13 protein-coding genes are annotated in these 11,430 nt (G+C 36.8%); all 13 read left to right on the top strand.

Features of this window, described 5'->3' with window-relative positions; translation table 11 throughout:
• Positions 1–597 (top strand): DUF4290 domain-containing protein (locus ACO1O5_RS17640; protein WP_486272562.1); only part of this gene is annotated, 597 nt, incomplete at its 5' end.
• A 93-nt stretch (positions 598–690) separates the two neighbouring features.
• Positions 691–1,995 carry a UDP-N-acetylglucosamine 1-carboxyvinyltransferase gene (gene murA / locus ACO1O5_RS17635; RefSeq protein ID WP_486272560.1) on the top strand — a complete coding sequence of 435 codons (1,305 nt, stop codon included), beginning with the start codon at positions 691–693 and terminating at the stop codon, positions 1,993–1,995.
• A 165-nt stretch (positions 1,996–2,160) separates the two neighbouring features.
• A complete protein-coding gene (gene gmk, locus ACO1O5_RS17630; protein ID WP_486272558.1) occupies positions 2,161–2,739 on the top strand; it encodes a guanylate kinase in 579 nt (192 codons plus the stop codon).
• 61 nt (positions 2,740–2,800) lie between these two features.
• Positions 2,801–4,066, top strand: a complete 1,266-nt coding sequence (locus ACO1O5_RS17625) for a hemolysin family protein (RefSeq protein ID WP_486272556.1) — start codon at positions 2,801–2,803, stop codon at positions 4,064–4,066.
• 91 nt (positions 4,067–4,157) lie between these two features.
• On the top strand, positions 4,158–5,282 hold the full coding sequence (locus ACO1O5_RS17620; RefSeq protein WP_486272554.1) for a glycosyltransferase family 4 protein: 1,125 nt from the start codon (positions 4,158–4,160) through the stop codon (positions 5,280–5,282).
• A gap of 68 nt (positions 5,283–5,350) precedes the next feature.
• On the top strand, positions 5,351–5,695 hold the full coding sequence (gene gldC, locus ACO1O5_RS17615) for a gliding motility protein GldC (RefSeq protein WP_486272553.1): 345 nt from the start codon (positions 5,351–5,353) through the stop codon (positions 5,693–5,695).
• 34 nt (positions 5,696–5,729) lie between these two features.
• Complete coding sequence (locus ACO1O5_RS17610) at positions 5,730–6,185, top strand: GatB/YqeY domain-containing protein (protein WP_486272551.1); 456 nt, start codon at positions 5,730–5,732, stop codon at positions 6,183–6,185.
• Between the two features lie 57 nt (positions 6,186–6,242).
• Complete coding sequence (locus tag ACO1O5_RS17605) at positions 6,243–6,779, top strand: CvpA family protein (RefSeq protein WP_486272549.1); 537 nt, start codon at positions 6,243–6,245, stop codon at positions 6,777–6,779.
• A gap of 104 nt (positions 6,780–6,883) precedes the next feature.
• Positions 6,884–7,663: an alpha/beta fold hydrolase gene (locus ACO1O5_RS17600; RefSeq protein ID WP_486272548.1), complete on the top strand. Its 780-nt coding sequence runs from the start codon at positions 6,884–6,886 to the stop codon at positions 7,661–7,663.
• A gap of 62 nt (positions 7,664–7,725) precedes the next feature.
• Positions 7,726–8,388, top strand: a complete 663-nt coding sequence (locus tag ACO1O5_RS17595; protein WP_486272546.1) for a CBS domain-containing protein — start codon at positions 7,726–7,728, stop codon at positions 8,386–8,388.
• 179 nt (positions 8,389–8,567) lie between these two features.
• Positions 8,568–9,443, top strand: coding sequence for an NAD kinase (locus ACO1O5_RS17590; RefSeq protein WP_486272544.1), 876 nt, complete (start codon positions 8,568–8,570; stop codon positions 9,441–9,443).
• 86 nt (positions 9,444–9,529) lie between these two features.
• Entirely contained in the window at positions 9,530–10,354 is an 825-nt protein-coding gene (gene porG, locus ACO1O5_RS17585) for a type IX secretion system protein PorG (protein WP_486272543.1), read from the top strand.
• A 208-nt stretch (positions 10,355–10,562) separates the two neighbouring features.
• Positions 10,563–11,300, top strand: coding sequence for an undecaprenyl pyrophosphate synthase (uppS, locus tag ACO1O5_RS17580; protein ID WP_486272541.1), 738 nt, complete (start codon positions 10,563–10,565; stop codon positions 11,298–11,300).
• The last annotated feature ends 130 nt before the right edge of the window (positions 11,301–11,430 follow it).

The raw sequence follows: 11,430 nt of genomic DNA, 5'->3' as shown, positions 1-11,430 counted from the left end.
CGGCAAAAAAATGCTTATGCCCTTATTGAATTAATGGGCTTCTTAAATCCTCATTTAAAGAATGTAGAAGACTTCCGGCACAAATTGTGGGATCATCTTTTTTTAATAAGCGATTTTAAGCTGGATGTTGATAGTCCTTACCCGATACCAACCCGTGAAACTTTAAAAGCAAAGCCGGATCAGTTGGCCTATCCCAAAAGATATCCCAAATACAATCATCTTGGCAAGAACATCGAAATAGTCATTGATAAAGCATTACAGGAAGAAGACAGCGAAAAACGCCAGGGATTTGCTAATGCTATTGCTTATTATATGAAGCTAACTTATAGTAACTGGCACAAAGAACTCGTTCACGATGATAACATACAAACGGAACTTAGCTCTATTACAAAAGGCGAACTTGAATTCAACAATCGCCCTTTTATAAAACACCGGGTCGACAACAGCCGCGAAGAATTCGTAAGTAATGTTGGTAAATACCGTAAGAATTTTGGCGGCCGTAATAACAATCGAAATAACCAGGGCAGAGATAACCAGGGAGGAGGAAGAGATAATCGCAATAACAATCGCAATAAATTTTCTAAAAAAAGATATTAAGCTACTTTTTATTAAATAAAAAATAAGTTTGCAACCCCGGCCTTTATATATTGCCGGGGTTTTATTTTTGTTTTCCACGAAAAATAAATTGCGATGGGCTCATTTGAAGTTACGGGAGGGAAAAAATTGACGGGGGAAATAACGCCGCAGGGCGCTAAAAATGAAGCATTGCAGGTAATTTCTGCGGTACTGCTGACGGCTCAAAAAGTTACTATCCACAACATTCCCGATATTATAGACGTAAATCTGCAAATTGAATTATTGCAGGGGCTGGGCGTAATAGTTGAAAGAATCGACCGGCATTCCTGCACTTTTGATGCGGCTACAATTAACATTGACTACCTCGCTTCTCCTGTTTTCAGAAAAATGACCGGGCGTTTACGCGGCAGCGTTATGTTGGCAGGTCCCATGTTGGCAAGATTTAAAAGAGCTTACGTGCCAAAACCCGGGGGCGACAAAATTGGTCGCAGGAGATTAGATACTCACATAATAGGATTTCAAAAACTGGGCGCCCAATTTGACTACGATGACGATGCATCTTTTTTCCTTTTAAAAACTTCGCATCTTAAAGGGACAGATATGTTGCTCGATGAGCCGAGCGTAACGGGAACTGCAAATATAATTATGGCTGCAGTTATGGCTACTGGTATAACCACCATCTATAATGCAGCCTGCGAACCTTACATACAACAGCTTTGTAAAATGCTGAATAGTATGGGCGCAAAAATTTCGGGTATAGGAAGTAACATGATTACAATTAACGGGGTTGAGGAATTGCACGGTGCCACACATACCATTCTCCCTGATATGATTGAAGTAGGTTCTTTTATAGGGCTGGCAGCAATGACCCAAAGTGATATAATAATAAAAAACGCAGGCATCGATCATTTAGGAATTATTCCGGAAAAATTTCTTCAGCTTGGAATAAAAATGAATTTTGAAGGTGATGATATTCACATACCGGAACAGGATATTTATGAAGTACAAACATTTTTGGATGGATCTGTATTGACTATTTCCGATCATCCCTGGCCGGGTTTTACACCTGACTTGCTAAGTATTGTTTTAGTAGTTGCAACACAGGCAAAAGGAAGTGTGCTTATTCACCAAAAGATGTTCGAGAGCCGGTTGTTTTTTGTAGATAAAATTATTGAGATGGGTGCACACATTGTTTTATGCGATCCGCATAGAGCAGTGGTTATCGGGCTCCAGAGAAAGAATCAGTTAAGAGGAATACAAATGAGCAGCCCTGATATAAGAGCAGGTGTTGCTTTGCTTATTGCAGCTTTGAGTGCAGAGGGGAAAAGTATCATCCAAAATATTGAGCAAATTGATAGAGGCTATCAAAATATTGATGTACGATTGAGGAGATTGGGCGCAGCAATTGTAAGGCAATAGTAGTCGGCACGGCGAAAGCCGTCAGACTGCGACTAACAGCATACTGCGGTTACCGGCAATAAATAATTAAGTGCTACCAAATTTCATGAGTAAAAGTCAAACTTGAACAAGAGCCTGATAACTGTGAGCCATCTAATTTTTTCAGAATGGAATTAAGTACAAGACATGGACAAAAAATACAATAAACTGATTCTTATAACTGCCCCGTCAGGAGCCGGAAAAACTTCTATAGTAAAATATTTGATGACGCGGTTTCCGCAATTGGCGTTTTCAGTTTCTGCAACAACGAGAAAACCCCGAGACAATGAAAAGGATGGAGAAGATTATTATTTTATTTCTGAAAATGAATTCACAGAAAAAATTCATCAAAAGGAATTTCTCGAATGGGAAATGGTATATGAAGGCAAATATTATGGTACGTTAAAATCGGAGATTGAACGTATATGGGAATTGAAGAAAGTTCCGGTTCTTGATATCGATGTACAGGGTGCTATTCATGTACAGCAGCAATATCCTGTAAATACAATGGCAGTCTTTATACAGGCACCATCTTCTGAAGAACTAAAAAGGAGGTTGCAGGGACGTGGGTCAGAAACAAAAGAATCACTGCAGGCACGAATCGATAAGTCATCATACGAAATGACTTTTAAGAATCATTTCGAAAATGTTATTACTAACAAGGATTTTCAAACCGCGTGCCTTGATGCCGAAAAAATAGTAGCTCCCTTCCTGGCCAAGGAATAATTTAATAAGGGTGCAATCACTTCGTAAGGAGTCCTTTGGACAATTTTTATATTTTTGTAATATGGACTGGAATTCAATTATTGCTATCGCCGTTTCACTTGTGCTTATCGGTTTTTTTGCCGGAATAGAAATTGCTTTTGTTTCTGTAAATAAGCTATCTATTGAACTTAGAAAAAAACAAGGAAGTTACCCTGGCAGAACCTGGGCAGCGTTTATGGACAACCCGTCCCGGTTTATTGGCACAACTCTTATTGCGTTAAATATTTTAATGGTAATATATGGTTTGCTTTGGAGTAACATACTTAACAGCGTATGGAAATACTGGGGCATTTCCAATCCATTTGTAAAGCTTAGCGTAGAGACAATTATCTCAACAGTATTGCTTTTAATTTTTGAATTTATTTTTAAGGCATTATTCAGGGCGACGAATAAAGAAGTAACCGGAAGTAGTTTCATAACTTTTATCGTGAAGTTTTTTTATTCCATGTTTGCATGGGTAGCTTCTTTTTTTGTAAATGTTGCAGAGTGGATGCTCAAATATGTTTTTAACGTAAAGCTGCAAAATAAGAATGAAGCCTTCACTAAAATTGACCTGGAACATTTTATTCAGCAGAGCAATATGAATGATGCAGACGATAATGAAGAAATGAATAATGAATTATTCGAAAATGTATTGTCATTATCCGATGTTAAAGTGAGGGCGTGTCTTATTCCCCGAAAAGAAATCGAATCTATCAACATCAACGCATCACTTCCCGAAGTGAAGGCCCGTTTTATAGAAACCAAATTGAGTAAGTTGGTTGTGTACGAAGGTAATATTGATAATATCCAGGGATATATACATCAGCTCGATATGTTCAGAAATCCTCAGAGCCTTCGCTCTGTGCTGCTTCCTATACCCACCATACCCGAAAGCATGAGTGCTACCGACCTCATTGATAAATTCAGCAAAGAAAGAAAAAGTATTGCATGGGTTATCGACGAATTTGGCGGCACGGCGGGTATTGTAACAATGGAAGATTTGCTGGAAGAAATTTTTGGAGACATTAAAGATGAATATGATGCGCATGAAGAATTTGTTGATAAGCAAATCTCGACAAACGAATTTATTTTAAGTGGCAGGCTGGAACTCGATTACCTGACTGAAAAATATAAAATGGAATTTAGGAAAAATGAGGAGACTGAAACATTATCCGGTTATATCATTAGCCAGCACGAATCTATTCCGCGTCAAAAAGACCGCATAATTATAGACGATTATCAATTTGACATTTTAAGTGTAAGCGAAACCCGCATCGAAACAGTAAAGCTTAAAGTATTGAGGTAACAATGTTTTCCTGATTAATATCAATCATAAGCCATCACTTATACTTTCTTACCAATCTTATAATGTCAATTCAAAAATCTCCCTCATATAAATGATTATTGCAGTTAATACAAAAATTACCGGGAGGGGTGAATTGACAGAAGACGATAATTTTGTTATTGAAGCTTTCAGCAGAATAATAAAACTCCAGCCGGGGCACACCTTCGTTCTAATTTCTGAAATGAAATTAATTGGTACAATAGCTTCTTTTGAAAATGTAATAAATATTGTAATCGGCCAGCAAAATAAAAGTCCTGCCCTTTGGTATTTATGGTATAACATAAAAATTCCGTCAATATTAAAAAAACATAAAGCAGATGTTTATATAAGCTGCGACGGAATTGCATCTCTTACCGCCAAAGTTCCTCAATATATTATTGTAGCTGATCTCAGATTTATACATCAACCTTCTTTTTTTAAAACAAGCAGTTTAATATTTTATAAGACGTTTATACCGAAGAGTGTAAAAAAGGCGCATACAATTTTCACTGTTTCAGAATTTACCAAACGTGATGTAGTTAATCAATACAAAACAAATGCAGATAAAATAAAGATAATTTATAAGGGGGTTAATGAAAATTGCAGAGGAATCGGTTATGAAGAAAAAGAAAAAATAAAATCGCAATATTCCGACGGCTATGAGTATTTTATTTATTCAGGAGAAATTGGTTCCAATAAAAATTTATTGAATTTGTTGAAGGCATTTTCGGCCTTTAAAAAGAGGCAAAAAAGCAATATGCAATTATTAATTGCAGGAAAACCAGGATGGAAAAACAAAGAGTTTTTTGAAAGCCTAAGCCTCTTTATGTTTAGGGACGAAGTAAAAATTTTGAAAGATCCTTCTATTGAAGAACGAATAAAAATAACAGCCGCCGCTTATGCCATGATAGATCCTTCGCTTTTTAACGGCTTTACAACACAACCGTTAGAAGCAATAAAATGCGGTGTTCCGGTAATCACTTCTGCAAAAGGTGCAATGCCCGACATATTTGGCGATGCCGCGTTATATGCCGACCCTGAAAATTTTAAGGAGGTGGCCGTAAGAATGATGCAGCTGTTTAGGGATGAAAATTTGAGGAATGAGTTAATCGCCAAAGGAAAAATTATTGCGGAAAAATTTAATTGGGATGTTACCGCAAAGCTTCTTTGGGAAAACATTGAAAAAGTTATTGTGTAATATATTTTTCAAGTTGAGAAAAGATCATTTTTATTGAAACCTTCAATAGTATTAATTTGCATCCACTTATGACAGAATCTAAAATTAACATCACCGTTCAACTTGACGCCCAAAAAGTTCCTCAACAAATAACATGGAGTGCGAGTGGCAGCACAGCAGAAACACCTCAGAAAGCGAAAGCAATGTTTGTTGCATTCTGGGATGCTATTGATAAATCAGCAATGCGTATTGACCTGTGGACAAAAGATATGATGGTGGATGAAATGGCTGATTTTTATTTCCAGCTATTTACCACGATGGCCGATACCTTTCAAAGGGCCACTAAATACGATGTGTTAACTAATGACATAAAAACTTTTGCAAAGGATTTCCATAAAAAGTTTATTGAAATTGAGAAGGAAAGAAATAAATAAAAAATCATTAATAACATTTTAAATTAGAAATAAAATGGGTTTAGAAGAAAAAGTAATGGCTGACTTAAAAACTGCAATGCTGGCAAAGGATGAAAAATCTTTGAGGTCTTTGCGTGCCATTAAAGCTGCAATCATCAACCTTAAAACTTCAGAAGGTTTTAGTGGTGAAATTAGAAATGATGATGAAATTAAATTGCTTCAAAAGTTAGTGAAGCAGCGAAAAGAATCTTTGGAAATTTACGAAAAGCAAAATCGGAAAGACCTTGCGGATAAAGAAAAAGAGGAAATTGACGTGATAGAAAAGTTTTTACCGAAACAAATGAGTGAAGAGGAACTGAAAGTAGTTATTGCATCTATTGTGAAGGAAACCGGCGCAACGACACAGGCAGATATGGGCAAAGTAATGGGTATGGCTAATAAACAACTTGCCGGCAAAGCAGACGGTAAAACTATTGCGGCAGTGGTAAAGGGGATTCTGGCAGTTCAGTAGCATTTCAACAATTGAGCAGAATCTTCCTTTAGTGTGAAATGATTGTAAACAAGTATTATGATAATTGATATAACATTTCTGCTTGTTATAATTGTTGCCATATATAAGGGCCTAAGCAAAGGCCTTGTAGTTGGTATCTTTTCTTTGCTTGCTTTCATTATTGGTCTTGCGGCTGCCCTTAAGTTATCAGCAGTGGTTGCATCATATCTTGGTAAAAATGTGGGATCTGCTACAAAATGGTTACCTGTTATTTCATTTCTTTTGGTTTTTATTGTGGTAATTTTACTGGTAGGGTTAGGCGCAAGGCTTTTAAAAAAAACGGTTGACCTGGCCATGCTAGGCTGGCTCGATAGTTTAGGCGGGATGGTGTTTTATATTATTATTTATACGATTATATTTAGTGTGTTATTGTTTTTTGCCGAAAAGATTTATTTACTTAAGCCCGGTATTATTGAAAGTTCTGTAGTTTATAAATATGTATCTCCATGGGGCCCAAAGGTGATCGATAACCTCGGAAAGATTATACCCGTATTTAAAAACATGTTTTCACAATTAGAAGGTTTTTTTGAAAGTCTGGCACATAAATCTATTTAGTTAAATCAGAATCAAATATTATTTCGACATTTTTTTGCATAGAAACATTTATTTTAGCATTAAATAGCTGCATGTAAAAACCACAAATCCGCCGTAGCGTATCAATGGAATATAAAATTCAACAAGACGGTAAGTTTAAATTTATTGAAGAAGGAGAGGGTGAACCACTTGTCTTATTGCATGGACTTTTTGGCGCCTTAAGCAATTTTGAGCATTTGATTGAACATTTCAGAAAGATCAATAAGGTTATTGTGCCTATGCTTCCACTTTTTGAACTTGATCTCTTGCACACAACGGTAGGAGGTTTGCAAAAATTTGTTTATAGGTTTATTGAAACCCGCGGGTATGAAAATATTCATTTGTTAGGCAATTCACTAGGGGGCCATGTTGCTCTCGTTTATATTCTAAAACATCCTGAACGCATAAAATCTCTTATACTCACCGGAAGCTCCGGATTGTTTGAAAACGGCATGGGTGACAGTTATCCCAAGCGTGGAGATAAAGAATATATCAGGAAAAAAACCCAGCTCACTTTTTATGACCCGGCCATGGCAACGGAAGAGCTGGTAAATGAATGCTTTGAGATAACCAATAACAGAATTAAGGTAATTAAAATAATTTCTCTCGCTAAATCGGCTATTCGCAATAACCTGGGAGAAGAAATTAGCCAGATCAAACAACCTACATGTTTGATTTGGGGGAATAACGACACTATTACGCCGCCGTTTGTTGCCAAAGAGTTTCACAAACTAATACCCAACAGTGAACTCCATTTTATTGATAAATGTGGTCATGCGCCTATGATGGAAGTTCCCGATGAATTTAACAGGATTCTCAGCGGCTTTATTTCAAAATTAAAAGTGCCTGCTGCAACAGTTCACTAATTTTTTTTGTCTATAGGGATAGTAGCCGTTTATTTTTTTTATGTTTAAATGGAATCACTATCATGTTAGCACAGGAACTCGTCAATAATGTTCTGCCTCAATTGCAATTAACCGACACCGTTTCGAAAGCCTTGCAATTGATGAGCGATTTTAAAATAACTCATCTGCCGGTAATATCAGAAGACAAATATCTTGGTATGATTGGCGAGGATGATTTGCTTGATGAAGAAAATAAAAAAATTACAATTGAATTTTTTCAAAATGATTTTATTCCTGCATCAATAAACTACAACAAGCATTTTTTAAATGCGGTTACCATCAGCAATCAATATCAAACCAACATAATTCCCGTAGTTACTGAAACCAATGAGTTTGTAGGTGCTATTGCGGGACAAGAGCTTCTTGCTGCGCTAGGCAATTTTTCCGGCGCAAATGAAACCGGTGCTGTGATAGTACTTGAAATGGAGCGGAGTAACTTTTCGATTTCTGAAATTAGCAGAATAGTTGAAAGTGATGGCGCCGTAATTCTCCATTTAAATATTACCATCAAGCCGGGCACTTCATTAATGCAGATTACTATTCATCTAAATAAAAGCGAAATTTCAGTTATTATCGCTGCATTCGAAAGATATGAATATACGGTTGCTTATTACTCCGGCGAACAAATGTTTGAAAATGAAATTGACAACAACTACCGGCATCTGATGAATTATCTTGATATTTAGCCTGCCTGTTTTTATTAACTGAATTCAATTTTCCATAGGTTGCTAAAAGTGAGTTTATTACCCTTATTATTTTTGATTTGAGGTTCCATACAGTTTCAAACAGTTCAGCTAAAAGGCTTTATTTTTACAAAATAAGTTTGTCTTTTATTTGATTTTATAAAGGATATTTCACAAAGATTATGAGGATAGCAATATATAGTCGTGGATTGGAAGCCAGTCAGCAAGATGGCTTAAGGCTATTGCTTACTGAGCTGGCACATTATAAAATTGAACCTGTTATATTCCAGAATTTCTTTAACCAGTTTTATTCATCAATTGACATATCCTTTAAATATTCAACTTTTAACTGTCCTGAAGATCTCGAAGATATTGACTTCCTGATAAGCCTTGGAGGTGACGGAACCTTGTTGGACGCAATTACTTTTGTAGGCGATAAGGGGATTCCGGTGTTAGGCATAAATTACGGACGCCTTGGTTTCCTGGCAAGCATTGGTAAAGATGAATTGCAACTCGCAGTAAAAGCGTTGGTGCAAAGAACCTATATGCCCGACAAAAGAACGTTGCTGCATCTTGATGCGAATATGCCTCTGTTTAACGGTGTCGCGTATGCGCTTAATGAATTCACCATTCATAAAAAAGATACCTCACCCATGATTAAGATTCATACCTATTTAAATGGTGAATTCTTAAACACATACTGGGCCGATGGACTTATAGTATCCACGCCCACAGGTTCTACAGGTTATTCGCTGAGTTGTAACGGTCCTGTAGTTTTTCCCGAATCTGCCAGTTTTGTAATTACACCGGTTTCTCCCCATAATTTGAATATACGGCCGCTGGTCGTTCCTGATAATACCATTCTTTCTTTTGAAGTTGAAGGTCGAACTGACGGCTTTTTATGTACGTTGGACAGCCGGCGCGAAATAGTTACAAAAGAAGTACTGCTGGCCATACGTAAAGAGACTTTTAACATCAACCTGGTGCGACTTAATGAAAATAATTTTTTGCAAACTTTGCGCAACAAATTATCCTGGGGACTGGACAAAAGAAATTAATGACAAATTTTTAACTTGCATATATAATTAAAAGAGCGTTTCTTCGTTTTACCAACTATGTTTACAATCGTTATTTTGCACCCATTATGAAAAAATATTTTATAATCCTGATCGTTTTTACGGCTTTTAATATTAAAGCCAAAGCACAATATGAATCGGTACAGGAAGGGGAGTATGGCATAAGTGCCGGCGTGGCACACTATTTTGGGGATCTTAATAACAGGGCCGCATTCAACAGACCCAAAATTGCATTGGGTGGGTTTTATAGAAAACAGTTTAATAATTATGCGGGTGTTCGCTTAAGTGCTCACTTTGCGCAACTTGGTTATAGTGATCAATATAGTGAAAATGCATATCAGCGCAGCAGGAACCTTAGCTTTAATACCAATATTTTTGAGGTTGCACTAAGTGGAGATTTCAATTTTTTCGAGTTTATACCAACTGATCCTAATCACAGCTTCACCCCCTATGCAACAATTGGCGTAGGTGTTTTTAGTTACGATCCTTATGCTTATTTGGCCGGACAAAAATATTTCTTAAGGCCATTGAATACGGAAGGACAAACTTTTTATAAGGGAAGAAAGGAGTATGGTACCATGGCTGTTTGTATTCCCGTGGGTATGGGGATTAAGTATGCAGTGTCTGAAAAAATCAATCTTTCATTCGAAATAGCATATCGGTTTACGACTACGGACTATATTGATGACGTAAGTACGACCTATGTTGGGATAGATAAATTTCCTGTCTCGTCTGTTGCAGCACAATTGCAGGACAGATCGTACGAGTTGGGAACTCCCATAGGTATAGAAGGCCGCCAGCGCGGATTCAGTAAGCAAAAAGATTCATATGCAATTGCCGAGTTTGGCATTTCTTTTAATATTACTTCTTACCGCTGTCCATCTGCTCAGTAATTTATAGAGACTGGCATTTAATATTTTTTAAAAAGATTCCTCATCCCGAAGAATCTTTTTGTTTATAGTTTTCAGCAGAAATTTACATTAGGAAAATCAGATTATTAATTAGGGTTTGCTTAATCACCCGTCGGTATAAACTAATTCCTTATTTTTGCCGCCCCAAGTCAGGCTTCTCTTTTGCCTGACTTGATTATTTTAAAACAACATGAGCCTTAAAGAAAAAATAGAGGTAAAAAAGCTACCGAAGCACATTGCGATTATTATGGATGGCAATGGAAGGTGGGCGAAAGAAAAGGGAAAAGACAGGTTATTTGGTCATTACAGCGGGGTGGAAAGCGTGAGAAATATTGTTGAGGGTTGCGCCGAATTAGGCATTGAATATCTCACACTTTATGCTTTTAGTACCGAAAACTGGGATAGGCCGCCAGATGAAGTAACGGGCCTTATGGAATTATTAGTTCAAACTATAAAACAGGAGGTATCAACTCTCAACAAAAATAACATCAGGCTGTGCGTAATTGGTAACGTAAAAATGTTGCCGCCAGCAGCGCAAAAGGAACTTGAGGAAGCATGCGAAGCTACCAAAACAAATACAGGTCTTAATCTTATAATGGCATTAAGTTACAGCAGTCGTTGGGAAATAACGGAAGCTGTGAGAAAGATTGCTCTCGAAGTTAAGAATAACAAACTTGATCCTGAAAACATAAACAATGATGTTTTTAATCAGTATTTATGTACGGCAAAATTTCCGGATCCGGAACTTATGATTCGAACCAGCGGAGAGTATAGAATCAGTAATTTTTTGCTGTACCAGCTTGCCTATAGTGAATTATATTTTACCGATACATTGTGGCCCGACTTTAGAAAAGAAAATTTATATGAAGCCATACTCAATTTTCAAAATAGAGAACGAAGATTTGGTAAAACCAGCGATCAACTGTAAATAATTTGAAATTCACGTGCAAAGTTTTTCATTTCCAATTCATCATACTAATCACCCGCAAACCCTTTCACAAAGGGTGATTTAACAAATACTTTTAATTATTTGCTTTTATCTTGCCGCCTTATAAAAA

The sequence above is a fragment of the Ginsengibacter sp. genome (assembly GCF_057362405.1).
This window is presented reverse-complemented; position numbering and strand designations above follow the sequence as displayed.

Coding starts and splice junctions, on each gene's coding strand:
- ACO1O5_RS17590 (WP_486272544.1), top strand. CDS start 8,568: ATGAGGATAGCAATATATAGTCGTGGATTGGAAGCCAGTCAGCAAGAT.
- gldC (WP_486272553.1), top strand. CDS start 5,351: ATGACAGAATCTAAAATTAACATCACCGTTCAACTTGACGCCCAAAAA.
- ACO1O5_RS17620 (WP_486272554.1), top strand. CDS start 4,158: ATGATTATTGCAGTTAATACAAAAATTACCGGGAGGGGTGAATTGACA.
- ACO1O5_RS17625 (WP_486272556.1), top strand. CDS start 2,801: ATGGACTGGAATTCAATTATTGCTATCGCCGTTTCACTTGTGCTTATC.
- ACO1O5_RS17600 (WP_486272548.1), top strand. CDS start 6,884: ATGGAATATAAAATTCAACAAGACGGTAAGTTTAAATTTATTGAAGAA.
- uppS (WP_486272541.1), top strand. CDS start 10,563: ATGAGCCTTAAAGAAAAAATAGAGGTAAAAAAGCTACCGAAGCACATT.
- murA (WP_486272560.1), top strand. CDS start 691: ATGGGCTCATTTGAAGTTACGGGAGGGAAAAAATTGACGGGGGAAATA.
- ACO1O5_RS17595 (WP_486272546.1), top strand. CDS start 7,726: ATGTTAGCACAGGAACTCGTCAATAATGTTCTGCCTCAATTGCAATTA.
- ACO1O5_RS17610 (WP_486272551.1), top strand. CDS start 5,730: ATGGGTTTAGAAGAAAAAGTAATGGCTGACTTAAAAACTGCAATGCTG.
- porG (WP_486272543.1), top strand. CDS start 9,530: ATGAAAAAATATTTTATAATCCTGATCGTTTTTACGGCTTTTAATATT.
- ACO1O5_RS17605 (WP_486272549.1), top strand. CDS start 6,243: ATGATAATTGATATAACATTTCTGCTTGTTATAATTGTTGCCATATAT.
- gmk (WP_486272558.1), top strand. CDS start 2,161: ATGGACAAAAAATACAATAAACTGATTCTTATAACTGCCCCGTCAGGA.